The sequence below is a fragment of the Micromonospora sp. NPDC048905 genome, assembly GCF_040649655.1.
Lineage (GTDB): Bacteria > Actinomycetota > Actinomycetes > Mycobacteriales > Micromonosporaceae > Micromonospora.
On sequence record NZ_JBEZFV010000015.1, the window covers coordinates 1 to 23,451 of the forward strand.

Annotated in this window: 24 protein-coding genes; 14 read left to right on the forward strand and 10 right to left on the reverse strand. The window is 65.1% G+C overall.

What is annotated here, in order from left to right:
- Positions 1-101: 101 nt before the first annotated feature.
- From AB0C01_RS28845 to AB0C01_RS28865, 5 genes are all read left to right on the forward strand, one after another.
- Positions 102-818 carry a DUF899 family protein gene (locus AB0C01_RS28845; RefSeq protein ID WP_357572616.1) on the forward strand — a complete coding sequence of 239 codons (717 nt, stop codon included), beginning with the start codon at positions 102-104 and terminating at the stop codon, positions 816-818.
- Positions 819-931: 113 nt separating this feature from the next.
- Positions 932-1,339 (forward strand): hypothetical protein, encoded by a 408-nt coding sequence (locus AB0C01_RS28850; RefSeq protein WP_357572617.1) that lies wholly within the window; start codon positions 932-934, stop codon positions 1,337-1,339.
- Positions 1,340-1,497: 158 nt separating this feature from the next.
- A complete protein-coding gene (locus AB0C01_RS28855; RefSeq protein ID WP_357572618.1) occupies positions 1,498-1,875 on the forward strand; it encodes a DUF2089 domain-containing protein in 378 nt (125 codons plus the stop codon).
- Positions 1,875-2,132 (forward strand): hypothetical protein, encoded by a 258-nt coding sequence (locus tag AB0C01_RS28860; RefSeq protein WP_357239003.1) that lies wholly within the window; start codon positions 1,875-1,877, stop codon positions 2,130-2,132. Before AB0C01_RS28855 ends, AB0C01_RS28860 begins: the two co-directional genes overlap by 1 nt.
- Before the next feature lie 11 nt (positions 2,133-2,143).
- On the forward strand, positions 2,144-2,566 hold the full coding sequence (locus tag AB0C01_RS28865) for a hypothetical protein (protein ID WP_357239006.1): 423 nt from the start codon (positions 2,144-2,146) through the stop codon (positions 2,564-2,566).
- Between the two features lie 56 nt (positions 2,567-2,622).
- On the opposite strand, the gene AB0C01_RS28870 is transcribed toward AB0C01_RS28865, so the two are convergent.
- The 3 genes from AB0C01_RS28870 to AB0C01_RS28880 all read right to left on the reverse strand — a co-directional run bounded on the left by AB0C01_RS28870 (position 2,623) and on the right by AB0C01_RS28880 (position 4,016).
- Positions 2,623-2,964 (reverse strand): GlsB/YeaQ/YmgE family stress response membrane protein, encoded by a 342-nt coding sequence (locus AB0C01_RS28870; RefSeq protein ID WP_357239009.1) that lies wholly within the window; start codon positions 2,962-2,964, stop codon positions 2,623-2,625.
- A 165-nt stretch (positions 2,965-3,129) separates the two neighbouring features.
- Entirely contained in the window at positions 3,130-3,792 is a 663-nt protein-coding gene (locus tag AB0C01_RS28875) for a tetratricopeptide repeat protein (protein ID WP_357572619.1), read from the reverse strand.
- A gap of 95 nt (positions 3,793-3,887) precedes the next feature.
- A complete protein-coding gene (locus AB0C01_RS28880; RefSeq protein ID WP_357239015.1) occupies positions 3,888-4,016 on the reverse strand; it encodes an RICIN domain-containing protein in 129 nt (42 codons plus the stop codon).
- A 71-nt stretch (positions 4,017-4,087) separates the two neighbouring features.
- On the opposite strand from AB0C01_RS28880, the gene AB0C01_RS28885 reads away from it, so the two are divergent.
- Together AB0C01_RS28885 and AB0C01_RS28890 are read left to right on the forward strand one after the other, a co-directional pair.
- Positions 4,088-4,741, forward strand: a complete 654-nt coding sequence (locus AB0C01_RS28885) for a hypothetical protein (protein ID WP_357239018.1) — start codon at positions 4,088-4,090, stop codon at positions 4,739-4,741.
- A 3-nt stretch (positions 4,742-4,744) separates the two neighbouring features.
- Positions 4,745-5,998, forward strand: coding sequence for a DUF6357 family protein (locus AB0C01_RS28890; RefSeq protein ID WP_357239021.1), 1,254 nt, complete (start codon positions 4,745-4,747; stop codon positions 5,996-5,998).
- On the opposite strand, the gene AB0C01_RS28895 is transcribed toward AB0C01_RS28890, so the two are convergent.
- The 3 genes from AB0C01_RS28895 to AB0C01_RS28905 all read right to left on the reverse strand — a co-directional run bounded on the left by AB0C01_RS28895 (position 5,948) and on the right by AB0C01_RS28905 (position 7,557).
- Positions 5,948-6,661 (reverse strand): GDSL-type esterase/lipase family protein, encoded by a 714-nt coding sequence (locus AB0C01_RS28895; protein ID WP_357239024.1) that lies wholly within the window; start codon positions 6,659-6,661, stop codon positions 5,948-5,950. The genes AB0C01_RS28890 and AB0C01_RS28895 overlap by 51 nt on opposite strands.
- A gap of 41 nt (positions 6,662-6,702) precedes the next feature.
- Entirely contained in the window at positions 6,703-6,903 is a 201-nt protein-coding gene (locus tag AB0C01_RS28900; protein WP_357239027.1) for a hypothetical protein, read from the reverse strand.
- A gap of 102 nt (positions 6,904-7,005) precedes the next feature.
- Entirely contained in the window at positions 7,006-7,557 is a 552-nt protein-coding gene (locus AB0C01_RS28905; protein ID WP_357239030.1) for a helix-turn-helix domain-containing protein, read from the reverse strand.
- 92 nt (positions 7,558-7,649) lie between these two features.
- Between AB0C01_RS28905 and AB0C01_RS28910 the strand changes: the two genes are divergently transcribed.
- The 4 genes from AB0C01_RS28910 to AB0C01_RS28925 all read left to right on the forward strand — a co-directional run bounded on the left by AB0C01_RS28910 (position 7,650) and on the right by AB0C01_RS28925 (position 15,297).
- Positions 7,650-8,663 carry an aldo/keto reductase gene (locus tag AB0C01_RS28910; RefSeq protein ID WP_357239033.1) on the forward strand — a complete coding sequence of 338 codons (1,014 nt, stop codon included), beginning with the start codon at positions 7,650-7,652 and terminating at the stop codon, positions 8,661-8,663.
- 378 nt (positions 8,664-9,041) lie between these two features.
- Positions 9,042-12,176, forward strand: coding sequence for an RICIN domain-containing protein (locus AB0C01_RS28915; protein WP_357572620.1), 3,135 nt, complete (start codon positions 9,042-9,044; stop codon positions 12,174-12,176).
- Positions 12,177-12,254: 78 nt separating this feature from the next.
- Positions 12,255-13,766, forward strand: a complete 1,512-nt coding sequence (locus tag AB0C01_RS28920) for an RICIN domain-containing protein (protein WP_357572621.1) — start codon at positions 12,255-12,257, stop codon at positions 13,764-13,766.
- A gap of 739 nt (positions 13,767-14,505) precedes the next feature.
- Positions 14,506-15,297 carry an SDR family oxidoreductase gene (locus AB0C01_RS28925; protein WP_357572622.1) on the forward strand — a complete coding sequence of 264 codons (792 nt, stop codon included), beginning with the start codon at positions 14,506-14,508 and terminating at the stop codon, positions 15,295-15,297.
- A 188-nt stretch (positions 15,298-15,485) separates the two neighbouring features.
- On the opposite strand, the gene AB0C01_RS28930 is transcribed toward AB0C01_RS28925, so the two are convergent.
- Both AB0C01_RS28930 and AB0C01_RS28935 read right to left on the reverse strand, forming a co-directional pair.
- The gene (locus AB0C01_RS28930; protein WP_357572623.1) at positions 15,486-16,724 is read right to left on the reverse strand and encodes a helix-turn-helix domain-containing protein; all 1,239 of its coding nucleotides are present in this window, start codon (positions 16,722-16,724) and stop codon (positions 15,486-15,488) included.
- A complete protein-coding gene (locus AB0C01_RS28935; protein WP_357572624.1) occupies positions 16,711-16,917 on the reverse strand; it encodes a hypothetical protein in 207 nt (68 codons plus the stop codon). Before AB0C01_RS28935 ends, AB0C01_RS28930 begins: the two co-directional genes overlap by 14 nt.
- A gap of 189 nt (positions 16,918-17,106) precedes the next feature.
- On the opposite strand from AB0C01_RS28935, the gene AB0C01_RS28940 reads away from it, so the two are divergent.
- A complete protein-coding gene (locus AB0C01_RS28940; RefSeq protein WP_357572625.1) occupies positions 17,107-18,453 on the forward strand; it encodes a hypothetical protein in 1,347 nt (448 codons plus the stop codon).
- A 40-nt stretch (positions 18,454-18,493) separates the two neighbouring features.
- Positions 18,494-19,003 (forward strand): NUDIX hydrolase, encoded by a 510-nt coding sequence (locus AB0C01_RS28945; protein WP_357572626.1) that lies wholly within the window; start codon positions 18,494-18,496, stop codon positions 19,001-19,003.
- A 153-nt stretch (positions 19,004-19,156) separates the two neighbouring features.
- On the opposite strand, the gene AB0C01_RS28950 is transcribed toward AB0C01_RS28945, so the two are convergent.
- Both AB0C01_RS28950 and AB0C01_RS28955 read right to left on the reverse strand, forming a co-directional pair.
- The gene (locus tag AB0C01_RS28950; RefSeq protein WP_357572627.1) at positions 19,157-20,551 is read right to left on the reverse strand and encodes an ATP-binding protein; all 1,395 of its coding nucleotides are present in this window, start codon (positions 20,549-20,551) and stop codon (positions 19,157-19,159) included.
- A gap of 8 nt (positions 20,552-20,559) precedes the next feature.
- Entirely contained in the window at positions 20,560-22,479 is a 1,920-nt protein-coding gene (locus tag AB0C01_RS28955) for an ATP-binding protein (RefSeq protein ID WP_357572628.1), read from the reverse strand.
- 731 nt (positions 22,480-23,210) lie between these two features.
- On the opposite strand from AB0C01_RS28955, the gene AB0C01_RS28960 reads away from it, so the two are divergent.
- Positions 23,211-23,369: a hypothetical protein gene (locus AB0C01_RS28960; RefSeq protein WP_357572629.1), complete on the forward strand. Its 159-nt coding sequence runs from the start codon at positions 23,211-23,213 to the stop codon at positions 23,367-23,369.
- Positions 23,370-23,451 lie beyond the last annotated feature (82 nt).

Sequence of the window (23,451 nt, forward strand, 5' to 3'; positions counted from 1 at the left end):
TCCTTCGGAACCACCACGGGCAAGCAGCCATCAGCCACACCCCACCGCTCCGGGCATCCGAGACATCGATCCCGGACATCAACAATCTTATGGAGACAGCCATGACGGCAACCCCCGCGTCCAGCGCAGCCACGCCCCCGGTCGTCGACCGGGAGACCTGGCTGCGCGAGCGCAACGAACTGCTGGTCCGGGAGAAGGCCCATACCCGCGAAGGAGACGCGATCGCAGCCGCTCGTCGTCAGCTGCCGATGACGTTGATGCCGACGGTGACGGTCCAGGGCCCCGGCGGGGACACCCCGCTGGTGGAGGTTTTCGAGGGCCGCCGGATGCTCATCGCCTACTTCCACATGTGGCACGACGGCAAGCCGCACGAGCATCAGTGTGAGGGGTGCACCTTCTCGACCTGTCACATGCAGACGCTGGACTACCTGCATGCCCGGGACGTCACCTACGCCGTGTTCTGCCAGGGCCCCTACGACGAAAGTGCCCCGTTCGCGGAGTTCATGGGCTACCCGTTCCCCTGGTATTCGGCGAAAGACTCCGACCCGGCTCTGGCCGACGGTCGTGACTTCGGGTTCATCGCCTGCTACCTGCGCGACGGCGACCAGGTCTACGAGACCTACTGGACCACCGGGCGGGGCGTGGAGGCGCTGATGACCAGCTACCACGCCCTGGACCTCACCGTGTACGGACGGCAAGAGAACTGGGAGAACTCACCCCAAGGTTGGCCGCGGGTCAGTGGTCACCCGTGGCGGCTCAACGGCCGCCCCACCGCCCAATGGTCACGCCCCGGCGTTACGTCGGCGGTGACGTCCTGACACTCGAGATGATCATGCTCGGGTCGGCCGCGGTGTCGGCCTGCTGCTGCGTCGCGCCGCGGGCGGGCGCGTGCCGCAGGGCCCGGATGCTCGCGGGTGCGATGGTGGCTGCCATGGTCGCGGTGACCCTCGACGCCGCACCGGTTGTGCAGTACGCGGGCGCGCTGCTGCTCCTCGCCTTCGCGGTCGCACTCGTCACCAGCGGTCCGACCGAGCGCGGCCCGGAGGTGGAGTGGCACCGTACGGCCGGGGCCGTGCTCATGGCGCTCGCCGTGCTGATGCATCAACACGGCGGGTCGATGGCCATCCACCACCTGACCGGCGGGCCCCGGATGGACCACGGCACCGTCACCGGCCATGACGCGGCGCTCGTGTTGCTACGCGCCGCCACGGCGGCTTACCTCTGCTGGATGGCGGCCGCACTCGTCCGGCTGCGCAATCGACCGATCACGGACCTGCTCCGTTGGGAACACCTGGGCATGGGGGCAAGCCTCGCGGCCATGATCTTCTTCATGAGCTAGCCGAGTAAGCCAGCCGGCAGATCACGTGACGTTGGAGTATCAGGCCGTGCTCACGAGCCTCGCGCTTCGGACCGTCGTGGCGCAGCTCGCGGCTCTAGCTTAAGAAAATTAATATCAACCTCTTGGAAGTTGAGGATTTCTGAGCTAGAACTTCAGGTATGACAGATCAGGCGATGGAATGGCAGGACCTCACCAGCCTGACGCGGGGGCAGCCGTTCGTCGTCGAGCGGGTGCGCCTGGCGAGCAACGGCGTCGCGATCGAGGGCGAGTTCGAGCCGCCGCAACTGGCTCAGCTCAACGTCGAGGATCAGGTCTTCGTCACGGCGTTCGTGCGCTGCCACGGTTCGATCAAGGAGATGGAACGCATCTTCGGGGTGAGTTACCCGACGATCAAGTCACGACTCAACCGGATCACGCAGATGCTCGACTTCGTCGAGACCGACCCGGCGCCCTCGCGGGCCGACATCATCGACCGGCTGCGCCGCGGTGAGATCACCGCACAGCAGGCGTTGGCCGAGCTGGACGGCCGGACGTGATGCCGCAGCTGGTGACCGTCAAGGTCAACCGCCCGGACCGCCGACCCGTCCGCGTCTGGGTTCCGGTGCTTCCCGTGGCGCTCGTGCTCTTCCCGGTCGTGGTCCTGGTCGTACTGGCGGCGATCGTGGCCTGCCTTGTGTTCCGCATCGGTGTGGTGCGGGCACTCGGCGCCGCCTGGCGTGTCATCTGCGCGCTACCCGGCGCCCGCTTCGACATCGAGCAGGGCCGCACGGCCGTGCTCGTGGCTATCCGATAGGAGACGTTCGCATGACCGAACAACGCAAGGACATCCTCGACCTGCTGGCCGCCGGCAAGATCACCGCCGAGGAGGCGGAGCAGCTCATCGCCGCCCTCGAACGCGACCAGGCACCGGCGACGGCGGGTCATGACACCCGCCCGAAGGGCAAGGTGAAGTACCTGCGGGTGCTGGTGGACGCCACCGACAACGGCGAGCCGTCGCGGGTCAACGTGCGGGTGCCACTGCAACTGCTGCGCGCCGGCGTACGGCTGGCGGCTTTGGTCCCGCCGCAGGCCCTGGTCAAGGCCAACGCCTCACTCAGCGACTCGGGTGTGCCGATCGACCTGACGCAGCTCAAGCCCGAGCAGTTGGAGGCGCTCGTGGAGCACCTCGACGAGGTGACCGTGGAGGTGGACTCACCCGATGCCACCGTGCGGGTCTTCTGCGAGTAGGCGCGGCTACGACGTCTCGCGGTGTTCCAGCCCGCCACCTGGACGGGTGTCCTCAGTCAGCCCTTGGCCGGCCTACGACGAGCCCGCCGACGGGGGTTGTCGTCGCCGCCGGCAAGCCTGGTGAAGGTGAGCATGTTCGCCAGCGCCACCACGACGATCGCGACGCCGACCTGGATCGCGAGCACGACCCAGTCCCACCGCAGCACCCACACCCGCATGCTGGCTCCGTCGTCGATGTCGAGCGCCCTGGCGACCACTGTGCCCAGCACCGCCGAGCCGACGCCGATGACGAACGTGGCGAAGAGGCCGATCCGCTGCCTCCCCGGCAGGATGAGTCGGCCGAGCAGGCCGACGAGGGCACCGATGAGCACCGCGCCGAGATAACCAGTCACCAGCATTGCTGTCTCTCCCCTCCAGCAGTGCCGAAGTACATGCCCGGATCTCACGTTCCCGGAAACCCCGCTCCCGGCCGTCGCCGGACGCGGGTGGTTCGCGGTGGCCTCGGGTGGCGGTCGTGGTCGGGCCTGGGTCGGCAGGTCGGGTTACCTGGCGTCATCGCGTGCCTAGATCTGCGTCCGTGCGTGCTCGATCTGCCGCACGATGGCGTGGGCGCCGTGCGCCTGGGCGAGGGCGTCCGCGCGGTCGAGTGTCGCGAGCGCGTCCTCGTGACGGTCCTGGGCGGCGGCGACGTAGGCCAGGCCGACCATGTTGGCGGCCACGCTGCCCAGCGCTCCCTGCTCTCGGCGCAGCCGCGACGACTCCTCCAGCCGCTCGCGTGCCTCGTCCAGTCGACTCGCAGCGTGCGCCGCGATGCCCAGGTGTCGCAGTGCCTCGGCCTGGGTCGTCTTGTCGCCGACCTGCGCCGCCATCTCGCGGGATCTTTCCAGGTGTGGAACCGCGGTCTCGTTGTCACCTCGGATGACCTGATGCAGGCAGCCGATCCAGAACGACGTCTCGGCCTGGCCGCGGACGTCGCCCAACGCCTCGTACAGCTCGATCGCACGCTCGAACAACGGCAGCTCAGCCGGGTCCTCGACGGCAGGCGAGCCGCTACTGGCGCGTGCGATGAGAAACCGCGCGTGCAGGATCCGCCCACGGGCCAGCGCAGTGTCGGCCTCCACCCCGTCCAGGTCCCGATCGGCGTCGGCCAGCGCGCTCGCATCGCCACCCAACACGGCTTGGTCGTAGAGCGTCCTGGTTCGTTCGATGCGATCTTCGGCGTTCATCGCCGCCCCCGTCCTGGCATCACCACCGAGTACTGGGGCAGCAGTTTAGTGGTGCAGCACCGGACCGCGTGGTTCCCAGTGCCCGCCGATCGGTTCTACCAACCGCGCAGGTTCCACTGCTGGGCGGCGGTGCTGTTGCAGGTCCACTGCTTGTTGGCCGTGCCATCGGCGGTGCTGGCGTACGACACGTCGATACACAAGCTGCCGTACGGCTGCACGCTCATGATCAGGCCGTGGGCGTGTCAGCTCGATCCACTACGCTGGCAGAGCTGTCACACGTGAACGAAGGACACACATGGCCCGCCCCTACAGTCCCGGACCGAAGCTGTTCGTCTTCACCGCCGGTGCTGGCAACGATCAACACGTCTCGGTGGGCGACCCGCAGGAGGCGTACGTGGCGTTCTCTGCGTTCTTCCGAGGTCGAGAGTCTGACACCTACACCATCAGGGACGAAGCGGCGAAGCAGAGTGTGGTGCTCAGGCCCGGTCGCGGTGCGATCTCCCGGATCAAGGATGCGGACCAACCTCGGTCCGAACATCTCCTGGTCGACAGGGGCAACCGCTACCTTCCGAGCGCGATGCTGTTCTTCGAGAACGGATACGCCGGCCTCGACCACTTCGGCCAGTGGTTTCCCGACCTCTCCGATCTCGACGCGTCACCGGAGACCCGCGGTGCCGCCCGCGCCGCCACGTTCACGACGGAAGCGGCGGCAGTCGAAGAAGTCGCCCGGATCTGGGCAGATTCCGGCATCGTCGACCCGAGCGACAGGTACTACGTCTTCTTCGACTCGCATGATGTCGACGAGGACCGAGCCGAACGAGCCGAACTGCTCCAGTTGATCGGTTTCCTCGGCCTCGAACAGGTCGACGCCCCGGCCGACGCCGCCGGGGGCGAAGTCTGGGTGCGGACGGACCCACGCCTCGACGTCGAATGTGCACGGTGGTCGTGAGCCGTGCGGGACATCGTCTTCACGCGTAGCGGCAGCGGCTGGATCCCGACGGTGATCCGCGAGGACGGCGAACTGAGACTGATGCTCGCCGCCGGGGCCGACGCCAACCACGACCCTCGTACGTTCGCGTTCCCGATCGGGGAAGCCCACCTCGCGGTGATCCGGGACGACCTGGCCAGACACCTGCTGCTGTGGAGTGCGGTCCTCCCACTGTGCGACGCCGCCGGCACTCGGGGCCAGCTCGACGAGGACGCTGCCGTCGCGCTCCTGGATCCGGTCCTGCTCTCCCCACCCGCGGACGTCGACGCGCTCTTTCGGCGCATCCGGTGGGACCGGAGCCGACTCGTTGCCCATGGTGCCGACATCGCGCTACTTGGGCGCGGTCAGGTCTGCGCGGCGATGCGCACGGCGACGGAGGGGTCGGATGAGAAACGTGCGCAGGAGTATCACGCGCACCGCCGTCGCGCCGAGCGCGGAGTGGTCCTCGGGCCACTCGATGCGGAGATCCTGAGGTACACGGGCCGGTACCTGCATGGCGCGACGGTGCCACGGCGCAGCCCCGATGCCGTCGCCCCCGCGCTGCTGCCCCAGGTCATGCGTGTGATCGCCACCGCGGAGCAGGCGTGCGCCGGGATGCGGATCGACCTCGATCCGCGGCGGGGAAACCGGGCCACGGACAAGCGCGACTGGGATCGGATGGCGGCGACGGTTGACGCGGCCGTGCGCCGCGCACACCCCGAACTCGTCGATGACGCGGTCCGTACGGTGAGCTTCCTGATGTGCTCGGAGGCGGCGGACCGCTCCCGGAGCACCCCTGCGGACGATGACGAGGAGGCCGCCGACGTCGGTGCGAGTGCGGGAAAGGCGGCCCTGTCGTTCACCGATGACAAGGGCGGCGAGAAGACGTGGGTACGGGACGGTTCTCGCACCGCCTCCGCCGAGTTCTGGGAGTTCGTCGCCGATCGCTCCGCCGGGGACAACGAAGTGTTCACCATCGAGGACGAGGAACTGGGCGAGGGGATTCAACTGCACTTCTACGCGGACTCCATCGCCCGGATCACGACGGTGCGGCACGGGGCAGCCGGGTCGGATCCGCAGTACCAGGTCGAGTACCGCCTGGTCGACGGGATCGGCGAGTATCGAAGTCTGGTGACCGCCTTCGTGCGTGGCGGCTGTGCCGCACTCGAACAGCACGGTCCCTGGATGTCAGATGTCGCCGAATTCGAGCGCGCGCGTCGTCGGCGCGACGCCCGCTAGTCCCAGAGAGTGCCTCAGGTCGGCCTGCATGCCGGCCAGCCACCGCAGGAAACCCGGCTCTACCAGGGCGGCGAGGCGGGTATAACCAGCCGCGAACGGATGATAGGCATCACCCGCAGCGATTTCCTGGCACCAGACCGGGTCCGCGGAGAGCTCCGTGACATCGACGAATGGCACGCTTCGGGTGGTACAAACCCGCGCCATCGCGGCGGCGAGATCGGCTGCCCGTTTGCTTGCCTGCGGGTCCAGCACCGGCGGCGGCCCCACGACAAGCGTGTGCCACCGTGCGGCGTGGGCGTCGTCGAGCATCGCGGCGAGCAGCGCGAGTGATCGGCCCGGCGGGACACGAACCTGGTCGAGCTGCATGTCCACGTCGTTGGTCCCGAACGCGAACACGACCCCGAAAGCCTGCCCGTCCTTGAGGCGGACACGGGCTTCAGGAAGCCAGCGTTGGGCCACGTCCAGGGATGTGTCCCGGCGAACCCCCATGTTGTAGACGGTCAGATCATGGCCTTGCGCGCGGGCGGCAGCAGCCACGTGCCCCACCCAGCCCACACCGGACGGATCGCCAACCCCCGTCGTGAACGAGTCACCGAAGAAGCACACCCGCAGGTCGCACCGCGATCCCGTCGCGCCGGGCTCCTCCGAATAGGCGGATAACATACCTCCAGCATATCCATTCACTTGAACGCATCACAATGCGTTCAAGTGTCGATCTCCCTGACCTCAGACTGCGGATTCTGCTGGCCGGTGCGGCGCGGTGACGTCTCCAGGTCAGTGAGCATCGCCGCGGCCTGCGCAAGCTGTCCCTGGTGGAACACCGGCATGCCGTGACGGAGCAGTTCCTCTGCGGCTACTCCCCGTCCGGGCACGGTACGGCCGGTGAACGAGCCGTCATAGATCACGCTGCTGCCGTTGTACCGCAGCGCCTGCCCCTGCAAGCATCCGCTGACAAGTACCTTCAGCCCGGGCCGAACCGTAGCACCGCCGATGGCTGCGTTATGCCGTTAATGCGGGCGCAGGCCGTCGAACAGAACGGCGAGGGTCCGGTCGATGACGGGGCCGGAGTAGTCACCGGTTTCGGCCGCCATGCTGGCGCCCCTTAGCAAGGCGAGTATCTCGGGCAGGCCGACGTCGGGGCGTACGGCGCCGACGTGTTGGGCGTCGCGCAGAAGCTCTGCCAACGCTTCACGCATCCGCGTACGCTGGCCCGCCTGCTCTGCTTTGACGTCGATCCCCGCGCTGCGCAACGCGTCCGTCAGGGTCTTCTTGCCCGCCGCGTCCGCGACGACCTGCGCGAAGAATCGGAAGAACCCGGTCTGTGGCTCCGCGGCGGCGCGCAACCGGGCGGCCTCGTCGAGCAGCAGGTCCACACGCGCCGAGACGATCGCCGCGTAGAGGGCTTCCTTGGTCGCGAAGTGCCGGTACAGGGTGCCGACACCCACTCCGGCTCGGCGTGCGATCTCGTCCATGCGGGCGGTCGGTCCCTGCTCGTCGAGCACGATCTCGGCCGCTTCGAGCACCTTCGCGCGGTTGCGCGCCGCATCCGAGCGGATCATGCCGGCCTCCTCCGATCGAATACCGTTGACAATCGGAATCCAGATTCCGTATGTTGAAGCGGAATGCTAATTCCGATTGTACGAGGGGTGGCATGCGGTACGCGACACTGGGCCGATCCGGCCTCCACGTCTCCCGGGCATGCCTGGGCACGATGAACTTCGGCACCGATCCGCAGGCACCGACGCCGGCCACCGAGGCCCGCCGCGTCATCGGCGAGTTCCTCGACGCCGGCCACAACTTCATCGACACCGCGGACACCTACCGGGGTGGCACCAGCGAAGAGGTCGTCGGCCGAGCCATCGCCCACCGCCGCTCCGAGGTCGTCCTCGCCACCAAGGGGGCGGCACCGCAAGGCGCCGGACCCAACAACCGGGGCCTGTCCCGCGCCCACCTGACTCGCGCCCTGGAGGCGAGCCTGCGCCGACTGGGCACCGACTACGTCGACCTGTACCAGTGCCACGTGCCCGACCCGGACACCCCGATCGACGAAACCATGGCAGCGCTCGACGGCTTCGTACGCTCCGGCAAGGTCCGCTACGTCGGCTGCTCCAACTTCACCGCCGCCGGAATCGTCAGCGCCCAATGGGCAGCGCAACGCCTGGGCGGCACACCCTTCATCAGCCTGCAAGCCAACTATTCGCTGATCGCGCGCGCGATCGAGGCCGAGATCGTGCCCACCTGCCAGCAATACGGGCTCGGCATCCTCGCCTACAGCCCGCTCGGCAGCGGTCTGCTCGCCGGTCGATACCAGCGCGGCACCGCGCCGGCCGCCGGATCCCGACTCGCCGAGTGGGCGGCCATGCCCAGCCCGATGGCACGCGCATTCGTGACCGGCCTCCTCGCCGAGCGGCATTTCGACATCGTCGACGAGGTCACCACCGTCGCCGCCGAACTGGCAACGACCACGCCAACCGTGGCGCTCGCCTGGCTCGGCAGCCGCCCCGAGATCAGCTCGGTGGTCCTCGGCCCTCGCTCCGCCGATCAACTGAACGCCAACCTGGCCGGCCTCGCATTCGAACTGCCGGAAAGCGTGTCCGCCCGGCTGGATGCGGCGAGCCGGTGCACCATCAGCCCTCCGGTCAACGGCCAGCACAACGCCGCCTGATCCAGCGACGAGCCGCTCCCTCGTCGTCCGCGTCCACAAGCGCGAGACCTTGTCCCCAGCGTGGCCCCCGACCGCTGGGTGGATAAATCGCGGCCCTCCAGCATGACGGCCGAATGATCGAGTCTGAACGTTCTTGAACGCCTCGGTCCGTTTCATGGCATCTCTTGATCCGGATCGTATAAATATGATTCGATGCGATCAGACGATGGCGTGCCACCTCTGGACACCGCAGGCCGGCGAGCCCGAGGCGTCGCCTGCCACCACCACCCTGACCGGTTGACTGGAGATCTCATGACCAGCCCTCGATCCGCTCCGCCTCGGCAGACTCCGGGAGTAGCCCGCCCGCGCCGTGCCCGCGTCAGACCCACCGCGCTGAGCATGCTGTCGATCGCAGCGCTTGCCCTGGCGTACGTGGTAGCCATGCCGGCCGCATCCACCCCAGTGGGCCTGACCATGGAAGTAGCCGCCACCTACGTCAAACTGGGCAACCGGACCACCGGCAAGTTCATCGACGGCATGGGCCGGACCACCAACGGCGCCGCAGTCGGCCAGTACTCCTCGTCGTCCAGCGACAACCAGCAGTGGACGATCGATGCCGTCGGCGACTACGTCCGGATCAGGAATCGGGCCACCGGCCTGTACCTGGACGGGATGGGCCGCACGACGGGCGGATCCATCTGCGGCCAGTGGAGTGACACCGGCAGCACCAACCAGCAGTGGACCCGGGAGGACTCCGGCGGCTACGCCAAGTTCAGGAACCGGGCCAACGGGCTGTACCTGGATGGCGGAAGCAGCACGTCCGACGGCGCCAACCTCGTCCAGTACGCGAACAGCGGCAGCACCAACCAGCAGTGGATCGTCACTGACGTGTCGACTCCGGGATCGGGCACGATCACGGTGGACGGCAACAACATCCGCGCCGGCAACGTCAACGGCCTGACGTTCAAGGGCTTCGGCGCGCTCAGCGCCAACAGCACCAGCGAGTTGCTGATGGATTACAAGGCCCAGAGCCCGACCGCGTACGCGCAGCTGCTGCGGGTCCTCTTCGGTGGGGAGAGTCCGGTCTTCACCAACGTGAAGATCGAGATGGGCAACGACCGCAACAACTCCACCGGACCGGACCCCTCGACCATGCGTTGGGAGTCCGAGACGCCCAACGTCAAGCGTGCGCAGGGCTTCCAACTCGCGGCCGACGCGAAGAAGGTCAACCCCAACGTCAAGGTGTCCCTGCTGCGCTGGAACTCCCCCGGCTGGGTGAACAGCAACGACAAGGTCTACACCTGGTTCAAGAAGACCATCCTGAGCGCGTACCGGACCTACGGGTTCATGGTCGACTACGTCAACCCGGGTCTCAACGAGCGCGGGGCGGACCTGAACTGGACCAAGACCTATGCCAACCGGGTCAGGACCGACAGTGCCGACTTCGCGAACTCGACTGAGCAATCCCGGTACAACCAGCTCAAGGTCGTCATCTCCGACGAGGTCGGTGTCGGGTCGTTCGGCGGCAGCATGATCAGCGACGCCGGCCTGCGCGACCTGGTGGCGGCGGCCGGCTACCACTACAGCCCCGACGACGACAGCGCCGGCAACTTCAAGCGCCTGGCGATGGACTACGACAAGGAGATCTGGAACAGCGAAGCACAGGCGACCTTCGGCAACTCCGCCTTGCGCCCCAACAACAACATGCGGTCCCCGTCGGTGGTCGGAACCGGCATCGGCGGCACCAACAGCGCCCTGGAGATGGGAAACACCATCATCAAGGGATTCGTCAACTCGCGCCGGACCAACTTTATCTACCAACCGGCCATCGGGTCCTTCTACGAGGGTGGGCAGTACTCCTACAAGGAGGTCGTCAGCGCCCGTGATCCCTGGTCGGGCTGGCTGCACTACGACGCCGCCATCGACGTGCTGCGGCACTTCAGCTGGTTCGCCAAGACCGGCTGGGAGAACTCCAGCAACACGGCCGGTATCTGGCGCGCCGTCCCCGAATCCAGCTACACCGGAGCGACCGGGACGAACCCGGTGGTCGGACGCAACGGCACGCCCAGCTATCTCACGCTCGCCGCGCCCGACCGGCGCAACTTCTCCACGGTCTTCATGAACGACAGCGAGTACACCCAGTCGTACCGCCTCCAGCCGGTGAACATGGCCTACTCCGGCACTCCGGCCCTACAGCTGTGGGAAACCCGCGCGGCCGACCCCGGCCAGGCGTTCAACGCCAACTACCTGAAGCACCTCGGCAGCGTCCCGGCCGGTGACGGCGGGGTGTACACCGTGACGGTCCGGCCGAACTCGGTCGTCACCGTGACGACGCTGGCCAACCACACCAAGCCCGAGTACCTGGAACCCCTGCCGGTGGAGGGCCAGCGCACCGTGCTGGACACCGACATCTCCGGCGACGTGCAGAGCACCAGCGACAACATCCTCTACGCCGACGGCTTCGACTACACCGGCAAGACGGTCCCGGTGATCGGCAGTGGCGGCACCATCACGGGCACCGAGGACTTCATCACCTCGCGTGGCGGCGCCAAGAGCGTCATCCCGCGCTACGCCAGCGACCGCAACGGCGCCTTCGAGGCATTCCAGCCGGACGGATCGACCAATTACGTGCTGCGCCAGCAGCTGGACAGCCCGAGCCAGGGCCTGGGCGGTGCGTGGAACGGGGGGGACGCGGTCACCAGGATCGGTGACAGCCGGTGGCTCAACTACAAGGCCAGTGTCGACGTCTCCTTCGAGAACAGCAGCACCCAGAACGGCGCCAACCACGCCCGGCTGGGCATCCGCGAGCAGCACGGTGACAATGGTGCGCCGTACTCGGTGCGGTTCACCTTCGACGGGGGCTGGCAGTTGCTGGTCAACAACACTGCGGTCGCCAGCGGCAACGTGGTCAGCGGCGCCGGCGGCGTGCGGATCAGTGGGTTCAACACCGCTCCCAACGCGTGGCACAACATCGCGCTGAAAGGCGTCGGAAGCACGGTGACCGCCTACCTCGACGGCGTCACACTGGCCACCTACACCGACCCGAATCCCAAGCTGTCCGGCCGGATCACGCTGGGCAGCGGCTACTACTTCACCCGGTTTGACAACCTCAAGGTGGAGACGGTCGACGGAAGCCCGCCGTACTACTCCGAGGTGCTGGACAACCTGGAGATGTCCGACCTGGCCAACCCGCCCGCCCGAAAGCTGGTGTACGGCGGGTCCTGGGCGCACGAAAACGGTAAGGGTATGTACAACGTTCAGCGGAGCCTGTCGACCAGCCAGGGCAGCGGCTCGACGCTTACCTACACGTTCGCCGGCACCGGACTGGACATCATCGGGCCGAACAACGGCTCGGCCGTCCTGCAGGTCACGGTGGACGGCACGGTGGTCAACTCCGCAGCCAGCACGCTCGCCTCTCCCGAGTTCTCTCAGACGTACGCCCTGCGCAACCTCGGCGCCGGCACGCACACCGTGCAGATCATGGTGCGCAGCGGCAGTCTCGTCGTGGATGCCGTCGGGGTCGTCCGGCCGTGATGCCGCTCGCGCCGGACGACCAGTAGGACCCGCATCGTCCCGTCCCCGTCCCCGTCCCCCAACAGAAAGGACGACGCAATGCGACCTGCCATGTTCAGCCGCCCCCTGTCGCGAATGGCCAGGCTCGTGGCCACCAGTGCGGTGATGGCGACCACGGCTGCCGCAGCGGCAATCGCCATCACCGCTACCGCCGGCCCAGCCGCTGCCGCCACCAGCCAGTTCAGAGGCATGAACTGGGCTCAGCTGGGTGACAACTTCAGCACCAGCCCGCTCGTCGTGCAGGGCCTGAGCCAATCCGACAGCTACGCGACGGTACAGGCCAAGGCCAACGCCCTCTACGACGACATGGCCTCCACCATGGGGATCAACACCGTCCGGCTGCCCATCAACACTCAGACGGTGGCCAACACCACCTGGTGGAACGCCTACCGGGGCGCCATTGACGCCGCCACCGCCCGTGGATTCAAGGTCATCCTCGCCTTCTGGACGGACCACAACTCCGGCGCGAGGATCGCGAACCTCGCCGCGTGGAACACGATGTGGTCCAGCGTGACCAGCGCCTACGGCTCGAACACCAACGTGTACTTCGAGCCAATGAACGAGCCGGGCGGTTACAGCTCGGCACAGTGGCGCGACATCGCAGCCACCTGGCTCAGCACCCACTACTCGGCCGTGCCCAGCCGGGTGCTCATCGGCGGCACTGGCGCAAGCCAGGACCTGCGCGACGTCTGCAACGACAGCCGCTTCAACGGCACGCTGCTGTCCTTCCACCACTACGCCTTCTTCTACGGCTCGATGACCTACGACGCCTGGCGAAGTCACATGCAGACGCGTCTGGGCAACTGTGCCTCCCGAGCGGTCGCGACCGAGTTCGGCGGTCCCATGGACAACGGCCTCAACTACGCCGACGCGAACAGCACCGACAACTTCGTGCGCCACATCCGTGCCATGGCTCAGGTCATGCGTGACAACCAGATGGGCGGCACCTACTGGCCCGCCCTCGGCGGCAAGAACTCCGGCTCCGGCCACGACTGGTATTCGATGTTCGCCCTCAGTGGCAGCGGCACCAATCTCAACCTGACCATCCGCAACACATCTGGCGCCGACCGGATCCGCTATGCCTTCGGCGACACCATCGGCGGCGGCGACCCGACGACACCTCCGCCATCGGGGACCCATTACCGGATCAACAACGTCAACAGCGGCAAGGCGATGGACGTGATCGGGCAGTCCACGGCCGACAGCGCCGAGATCAAGCAATGGAGCTACCTGGGCGGCAGCAACCAGAAATGGCGCTTCGAGGACGCCGGTAGCGGCTACTTCCGCATCGTCAACCAGAACAGCGGCAAGTGCCTCGACGTCGCCTCCGCCTCCACCGCAGACGGCGCGAACATCGTCCAGTGGACGTGCGGCAGCGGCCAGAACCAGCAGTGGCAATGGCAGTCCCAGGGCAGCAACTTCCGGCTCGTGGCCCGGCACAGCGGCAAGTGCCTGGACGTGTACCAGTCGGGAACCGCAGACGGCGCGGACATCCAGCAGTGGACCTGCGGAAGCGCCAACAACCAGCGCTGGACAAGAACCGCGGTCTGACCGGGGCTCAGCAAGGCGGGGTGGCAGACCGTGCGGCACGGTCTGCCACCCCCGTTTGTTGACAACCGTGACCGCACAGGCGTGGGAAGGCGAGCCCGGAGGACGGCCACCGCGTTGATCATCGGTGGTTTGTGAGGACAAGCGAAGATCGTGCGGTGGCCGCGTGCCACAGCGTGGACCCGACCGGGTGGCGGGTCGTCCTGGACGAGGCCGCAGCCGCACCACCGGCGAGCTGGCTTTCTACCTGTGCTGGTCACCCGGCCCGGTGCCGCTGCACACAATCGTCACCGTCGCCGGCTCCCGCTGGAGCATCGAGGAACTGTTCCGTCGCCAGTCGCGCCACACCGGCCGGCGCCGGCTGCGCGCGGGCGACCTCGACGTCCGCGGTACGCCCCAACGACCGGCACCGAACCTCAGCCGGCGCGACGCTGCCCGCGTCGACCAGCGGCCGTCGCCCGGTCGGGGGCCAGCGATGATCGATCCGGCCAAACCGTCGTCGTGCACAACGGCTCCGACCCACACTGTGGGGTGCGGAGGCGGTATCGGCAGCTGACGTGCGGATCGTCCGGTTGGGGTGGCCGCAGGCGCCAACGGTCCCGACCACACCAGCGTCCGCCACTGACGCGGTGCTCATCAGATGCTCATCGGTCTGCGGCAAGGTCGAGAGGAACGCCGGCCGACGTCCGGCAGGTGCAGCGTTCTGGCACCAATCGGCGACCACTCACGAGGAGAACAGCACGTGGACCTGCAGCTCAGCGGCAAGACCGCATTCATCAGCGGATCCAGTCAAGGCATCGGTTACGCAACCGCGAAGGCCCTGGCCGGCGAGGGTGTCAACGTGGTCCTCAACGGCCGCGACCCGGCAAAGCTGGCCGAGGCTGTCGACGTGTTGCGTCGGGAGGCGCCCCGCGTGTCCGTCACTGGTATCCAAGCCGACTTCTCGGTTGTCGAGGACGTCGACAGGCTGTGCGACGAACTGCCCAGCGTCGACATTCTCATCAACAACGTCGGGCTCTTCGAGCTCAAACCCTTCGACCTCATCTCCGACGAGGAGTGGCGGCTCTACTTCGAGGTGAACGTACTCAGCGGGGTCCGGCTTGCGCGGCACCTCATGCCGGGAATGCTCGATCGGGGGTGGGGCCGGGTCGTGTTCGTGAGCAGCGAGTCGGGCGTCAACATTCCCGCCGACATGATTCATTACGGCACGTCCAAGACGGCGATGCTCGCAGTGGGCAACGGCCTGGCGAAGCTGACGAAGGGCACTGCGGTGACCGTCAACTCGGTGCTGGGCGGCCCCACCTATTCCACTGGCGTCGCCGAAACGGTCAGGTCGCTGGCCGATGCCCAATCCCTCCTTGAGGATGACCTGAAGGTGGCGATCATTGGCGCCAACCAGACCTCCCTACTGGGACGCTTCATCGAACCGAGCGAGATCGCAAACACCGTGACCTTCCTCGCCAGTCCCGCCGCGTCCGCAATCAACGGATCGGCGGTACGCGTCGATGGCGGTGTGCTGACGACGATTCTGTGAGTCCGCTGCGGGATTACCCCGCCGAAGCCGGTACCGGTGGCTGGGGCGGCGCAGCTACTTCCGTCGCGGGTCGAGCAGGCCCCGGGCTGCGGTCCTGATCGCGATGCCGGGCATCGGGGTCAGGACCGCGCGTCCTGACGCCCCGGCGTGGTCACGCGCCATCGCGCTGGGCCGGAGCAGCCGGCCAGTCAGCGGGTGAGGCCGACGAGCGTGGCCAAGCGCGCCACGCCGGCCGGTGCCGGCTGTGCGCGGGCGACATCGGCGATCACGGTACGCGCCAGAGGCCGGCACCGAACCTCAGCCGGCGCGACACTGTCCGCGTCCACCAGGGCGCGGGCAGCCCCGCGCAGGTCACCAACCTGGAGGTACGCCCGCGCGACGTCAACGAGGTACGCGCCCCGATACTCGGCCGGCAACCGCCGCCACGCCTCCCGCCGCACCACAGCCGAGTGCCGCCGGAGCGCCTCGTCGGCGTCACCCCGCTGCGCCGCCAGCACCACCCGAGCCACCTCGACGACAACCGGTCCGAAGCCGGTGCGGTGCTGATCGTCGTACCCCCGAAGGTGTGCGGCGACCCCCGCGGCCCGGTCGGTCAGCTCCCCGGCGCGGTGGTGGTCGCCGCAGCCGGCGGCGGCCAGCGCGGCCTGGACCAGCAGCGTCCCACCCAAAGCCCACTCCGCCGCCGACCACCCCCGCCCCACGCCCCCGTGATCAAGAGGTTTGCGTGCGGTTTGATCTCCAACACTCCCGCAAACCTCTTGATCACCAAGGCCGGGCAGGGAGGGGAGGATGCGGTTCGCGGCCGTTAGGGCCGTTGTTAGGGCCAGGTGGTCGCGGTTGGACGCGCGGAGCGCCTGGGCTACCGCGATGGTTGCCGTTGCCGCCAGGATCTGGTTGTCTCCGGCGGCGGCCATCGCCCGGTCAGCGGCCAGCCAGGCCAGGTCGGCCTCGCCGAGCTTGACCAGCAGCGATGAGGTGATCCGGTACGCCGGCACCAGCACCTCCGCCGACCGCGCGCCCTGGACGGCGTCTAGCAGACCCGGCAACACCCGCACCAACTGCCCGTAGTGCGCGTGCTGGTAGGACAACCAGGCGTACCCGATCTGCCTTCGCAGCTCCTCCGGCGCCTGTGCCGGGGCCTGCGGGATGTCGTAGCGGGCGAGGGCGGCGCGGATGTCGTCCACCCCGTCCGGCGTGCCCGCCGGAGTGCTCGGCTGCTGACCGAGCAGCACCTCCGGATCGACCCGCAGGACGTGGGCCAGTTCCTGGATCACCGAGTACCGGTCCAGGGCGCGCACACCCCGCTCCACCTTGTCCACCCAGCTCTTCGACCTGCGCAGCCGGTCCGCGAGCATCTGCTGCGTCATCGACCGCCGCACCCGCCAGCGGGCAACCCGGCGACCGATCGGGAGGTCATCGTTGGTCACGCCGCCACCGCCGGTCCGGGACCGCGCGGGTCGTGTCGTCCACGGGTACGCGGTCCGCCTCGGCCTGGGCGAGGAGACGCTGTTTGGCAGCCTCCCGCTCGGCCGCCTCCAACTGCTCGCCTTTGCTCGCCGACTCGTCGCTCTGCATCGACACCTCCGCTGGCCGGGGCGTGACGTTCAGACTTGCCGTCACTCAGGACCCCTGCGATCAGCGAAGCGGGCTGCCGGTGGACGGACCAGATGGCAAGCGATGCGCTCGGTTGCGCTGCTCAGGACGTGGGTTGCGCAGGGTTGCGCGGGTCACCATAGGACCTCGGCAACCCATAGGATCGTCACTGTTGGTAGTTGATCGATGCCTGGAGGCGACACGATGGCGCGACCGGTGACGAACGCGGCATTCGAAGGACTTCTGCTGGCTGCGGGTTACGCCAACTCCCACGCTGCATTCGCCCGACAGCTCAATCACACCGGCCGCAACGAGGGCGCCTGGCGCTACGACGCCGCCAGCGTCTACTGGTGGTTACGCGGTCGCCGGCCTGGCGAGCCCGTTCAGGCTGCGATGGCCGAGACCCTGGCCCGCAAGCTCGGGCGCCCGGTCGCCATTGCCGAGCTGGGCTTCGGCGCGAGCGACAGCATCGGTATGTGTGTCTACCCCGTGACTGTCGATGGGGCGATCGATACCGCCGAGCAGATTTGGACGAGGCTGGCCAAGCGCCTCAACCAACAGGCCAGCGGGGCGTTCGACAGCGGCAAAGCGCTAGAGGCGGCGCTTGGCTGGCGGTATGACCTACCCGACAAGGCGGTCAGCCGGAACGGCCGGCAACAGGTCACCTCCACCGATGTTCAGTCGCTATATGCGCTGGCGGACCACTTCACCGACCTCGACCGACGTCACGGGAGCGGTTCTCCGCGTACCCGTGCTGTCATGGCCGACTTTCTGGTGCGTCAGGTTGCGCCGATGTTGCACGGCACCTACACCGATGCCGTGGGGCGCGACCTCATGCGCGCAGCGGCAACCCTCTCCGGCCAACTGGCCTTCATGTCGTACGACGCGGGCGAACATGCCATGGCGCAACATCAAGTGACCCTCGGTCTGCGTCTCGCCAAGGCCGCTGGCGACCGTCTCTACGGTGCTCACCTGCTGGCGAACCTTGCCACACAGGCTGTGTTCTTGGGGCACGCCCGAGAGGCGACCCGGCTCGCCGAAGCAGCAATCGACGGCGCTGGTCGCGCACCTGCCGTAGCCCTCGCTCGGCTGTACGCCACTGCCGCTACCGCATACGGCCAGTCAGGCGAGCGGCGCGCCTGCCAGCTCGCACTGACAAAGGCCGAGTATGCGCTCGATCGGATGGGAACAGACCCCGGCCCGCGCTGGGTTGGCTACTTCAGCCCTGCCCATTTCGCCGGGGCAGCGCTGCGGTGCCTAGGCGACCTGCATCTGTACACGCAGGCCCTTCGACATGCTCCCGACGCGCTCAACCTCGGCAGCCGGAACACCCGAACGCGTGTCCTACACACCGCCCTCATCGCCACGACTCATGCCCGTGCTGGAGACACCGACGCCGCCTGCGAATGGGCCTCCAAGCTCGGGCAGCATGCTGTGGGCATCCACTCGGCGCGTGTCCAGCAGCGCGTCCGCGAACTCGCAACCACGCTCAGCTCGCAGCAGCCATCACCACAGGTCAACGAGACCTTGCATACCCTCGCGGTCGTGCCGGCAACCATCTAGAGCGAGAGCGCACCTAGACACATCCGCTAACGTCACCGAGGTGACCTGGACGGAGCCCGCCACGTGGTACGCGAATTTGGCTTCCTTCTACGCCGCCGCTGCGGCCTTCATCACCGACCCGGCGGGCAATGTGCTGCTCGTCAAGCCGACGTACAGGGACCACTGGGCCTTTCCGGGCGGCTACGTCGACGAGGACGAATACCCACACGCAGCCTGCGCCCGAGAGGTCCGGGAGGAGCTGGGGACTTCTGTAACCGTCGGCGAACTGCTCGTCGTGGACTGGGCAGCGCCCGCCGGGCAACGGCCACGCTCTATAGTCAGCTTCACATTCGACTGCGGACAGATGCGAGACCTCGACGAGTTGAAGCTGCCTGCACATGAACTGGAGGACGCCGCTTTCCTGACGGGTCGAGATGCTCAACAACGTCTTCCCGAGAACGTCGCCCCGCGTGTTCTTGCAGCAATGCATGCCCGCGATAGCCACTCGACGGTATATCTCCCCTTCCGCAAACCCGCGCTGCCGTCCTTCAATCAGGACCCAAGGATATGAATGCGTCCGCGTAAGAAACCCACCCCGACGCCTTAGGGGCCATTATCCACCGGGCTACTATTGGCGGGCGCACCCGCGTATTTCCACGCCCTCCAGCAACCCTGCCCTTCAATCTGTCGACTCAGGCGTTCGCTGGCGCCCTGCAAATAAGCTTCAATCTCGCACCTCCGCCCGAAGGCTCAGGCTCCGATGATCTTGATGCGGCAGTTTTCGAGCGCTCGCCTCGAACCGGTTGACCGATTGTATGACTTCATTGGCAAAAATCCGACATTGCGCCCGTTGGGCCTCGCCGAGAACTTCTGGCCGACCATGGGCGAGAGGTGCTCTATATTGAGATAGCCCGGTTAGAACGCTCCTCCAATAAACTTTGTCATTCTTTTCGAAAACTTGTTGAAAATGCTCCCATTCAACTTGAATGATCGTCCACAGGTCACCAGGATAAGTGTAAGAAAGCCAGGGAGCCTGTCGCGCAAACATCTTCTGGTCGCGCTCCATCTTTACAATCGCCTCGTTCCACGCCCGCATGATAGCGGGACTCTTTTTCGTCAGTAGCGCTGGCCAATCACCACCGTAATGCTCCACCATTCGGGCCTCCACAATCGCACGCAACCGCACTTCGGCGTGACCGAGAATGCCCCACGGGTCCAGACTCCAGGTACGACTCCTCAGCGCATCGCGAAATACCTCCTGGTCGGCTAAGCAAACTTCATCGGAAGTGCTTTCCTCATTCCGCAATGAAAGTATTCCAAGGAGCTCCAGCTCTTGTTTTTCGAGTAGCATGTCGTCGATTATTGGCCCTAGCACAAACTGTGCGGCAGCATCAACTAAATCAATCTCGCTGAGGTAGTCGATGACCCGCAGCAAGAGCTTTGATCGTTCGAGATCGGCGGCGCGTGCCGGATTGCGGTCTGGACGAATTGTCAGCCAGTATTTCACAAGCGCCGGATGACCCCCCGACCACTTTAAGCATTCGTAGGCATCGGTTGCACTGACGCTATCGACGCTAGGCGCAAAGGAATCGACATCGTCGGGAGACATGCTTCCCAGAAACTCTGTGTAACACACACTTGCGAGCGTCGAAATCCCGGTAACCTTTGCCTCAATAGATTGCAAAGATCTTCGGGAAAGGATGAGAGCTGTGCATGGCAAAGTCTCCGGACGGTGAACAAGTTCACGAAACAGCAGCAAGAAGTCTTGTCCATCGTCGAAATGCAGGACGCGGTCAAATTGGTCTAGGATAAGTATGACATGACGACCTGCCTGCTCGATTTGCAGACGTGCCGCCTTCCATGCTGCACGGGTATGCGGCGGAGGCGAAGTGCCAACTTCTCGTCGTGGATTCTGCGAAGTTAGGGTGGCTATTTCAGCAAAAAGCTCTAGCCCAGACCTAACCGTCGATAGGTCTACCCTAACAAGGTGAGCACGGCCGCCATTGAGACTTGCGATGACGCGATCTGAAATCCAAGACTTTCCGGATCCTGGACTGCCGTGTACAGCAACGTTAGCTGGCGCACTTAAAAGAGCACGAACTCGCTCGGGGAGCTCCATCCGGGAAGTCATGATGCCCTCCGCCTAAGGTAGTCTGCATACAGCAGAACACGTATTACAACACCTGCGTCCGTCTCGCGAACAACTCCTCGCATTCGTAGGTCTTCAAGCGCCCTCATCTGCCTTGCTTCAAGCTGCAGCGCCTCGATATGGACTGGGTGGTTCTGACTCCCAGACAAGAGCGCAATCCGACGCAAAACCTCCGTTGCGAGACGTGAGCCACCCTCTTCGTCTTCCTGACCCATGGTCGACAGCAATGTGTGGGTATTGTCAGCACTAACCAAACAATCGAACTTGTGTAGCTCAATGCAATCATTTCCCGAAAGTAGACTTTCTACTGCCTCCTCGACGTCGCTTTGCGTTATATTCGACCGCCGTCTTGAATTTACTAATTCAATTATTCGATCACAAAGTATTTGCGTAAAGAAGGGGTGGCCGTCGGTATACGTTGCAATAGTGCTCAGTGCATAACCTGAATATCGACTAGCGTTCCGCGGCGTCCGCACGGGAACATCAGCCAGAGCCTGGGTTTCTTCCAGGCTTAAATAATCAAGTCTTCGAGTAGTCATCACGCTGAATTCATTGGGGTAGGATTCTAGGAATCTCGGCATTGTATCCTGCCCCACCAGCAGAGCCGAGAAAAGCCGAGCCTCTAAGATCCCCTTAAGCTGTCGCATGAAGTCCCGGAGTTCGTTGTGCTCGCGAGGTTCAATACCCCGACGACGCAAGATTTCGTGCAAGTATGTGAATTCGTCAACAACAATGACAAACGGCGTGTTGGAGAATCCCGCCACCCGCAGAACGGCTCGACCGGCTTCTCGTGCTCGTTGCAGGCTTCGAAGCGGACGCCTTTCGATCGTTGCCGCATCCGGCCAACGCGCCAAGAGCGGATCTGACAATTCTGGCGGCAATTTGCGGTCCAATTGGACGCGAAACTGATCGAGAATCTCCTCGACAAAATCTACCGTCATACTTCTTCTATCGATTGTTCCCATCGACAGGCTCGCAACGACAGCCCCTCGTTCGGTCAACCGAATCCTAACCTGCTCTAGGACACTCGACTTCCCGGTCCGCTGCTGCCCATATAACGCGTAACACATGCCTCCAGGAATCTTTGCCAATTCCGTGATGAATTCATCAATCAAGATTTGACGACCAAAGAACATATCACGTTTAGAGACAGGAAGACCCCCGGCATACGCCCGGAAGGGGTTGGCGATTTCCTGGTGTTCTTCCTTTCCGTGGATTTTAACGATGAGAGTTTGCCGAGGCGTTTGTGAGATTACCCCGCTAGGTTCGGTGAAAGCCAGATGCGCGTCAACCCGGACATCCGTTCTAGATCCCTGCTTCCTATTGTCTCTCATTCTTGCTGTCAGAATAAGAGACTCGCCAGCCTTCAACTCCTCAACAACGGGAAGGCTCCCGATTACCTTCAGACTCCTGAATTTATCGAGAACCAGGCGAACATTCCGCACACTCATGGAGGGCTGATCTAGCGACACCCTGACCGGAAGCTCGAATTCGTTGTCGTAGCCGCGCGTTACATTCACTGTATCTTGAGTCAGAATCCGCGGTGCAGAGCCTCCCCTTTCGACTAAGGCCGCCGAATGTAGACGCTCTATCTCAATAATCGACTCGAAAATCTCATCGAGAGCTGCCGGCAACGTCCCGGTCCTACCCTGATAGCTTCGACCTCTTCTTGCGTTTCGTTCCGCCTTGAAGAAATTAGTTCGCGCGTCCGAGTCCGAAGCCTCAACGTCGTTACGGCATTGAAGTAGAGGAAGGAGCTGTCTGGCCACTTCAAGTACTGCGTGTCCCCGCTGGCGATTCACTTTAGACGTGATGAAAGTAAGGTCTTGCGCAAGACGAGCGGAAATAAATTCTGCCCGTTTCGTGTAGTCAACTTGCAAAGCTGCATCTTGGAGCATTTCCCGGAAACCCCGCGCGATATCAGCTTGTCTACGAACATGATCCGGCTCCTGCTGAGATGTAGGCCTAATGGCCTTTCCCTGCCGAGGGGCGGGCTGCCGGGACCCACGCTGTACAGTGGCCGACGCAACCGCCCCAATTGGGACCCTGATTTCTCTGCCATCGTCCGTCTTTAGCCTAACGTCGGTCTCGAAGACTTCTACCACCTCGGCTGTCAAGGCGTACGACGAGCGCGTCCCAACGAGCTCAACGTTGTAACGCGTGCCGACCCGGAGGCTAGGACCATCAGACGCCAAGATCACACACACTTTCTCGCGAACTGTAGCTTTAACTGCTTGGGCGTTTCCGCCTCTAGAGGCCACGCACCTTACGCTTGTACTCAACTCCACGGGAGTGCTGGCGTCAATACCGTCATCTGCGAAACTCGCCCTTCAGGAAGGGGTTTCACATGAGCGTTAGTCGGATATCCGACGTTGCTTCAGTATCTGAGGTATGCGCTGCGGGCAGGTGCCCGTCGGTTGAGTAGTGCAGTAGGTCGCCAATGCGAGCCGAGCGGATCATGGCCTTAATGTGCCTAGATAGGTTTCGTAGTCGCCGGCCGCACGGTGGAGGGCAGTGAGCCAACCCAGGGTGGACCCCAACAACCGAGCCCCGCAGGTGAAGGCCGTGTTTAATGACCGGTAGGTTGCGACGATTCGCGAGCGTGGCGCGGGGCAGGACGCTGCCATAGTTGACCGAGCTGGCCGGCGAAGCCGGCGTCGGCGAAGACATGCCGCATCAAGCTGGTGGTGTAGGCGACGAGCTCGTCGCACTTCGCGCCGCCGCCGTCCCACCACGGGGCGGTCAGCACTTTGACGGCGGCGACCGACAGGCGAAAGTGTCGAGATGATGAACCGGTTCCAGCCGCCTATCATGCCGGCGTAATAAATGCAGGTCAATGTCGGTGCTCTGATGCTCTGCGACTCGCAGAT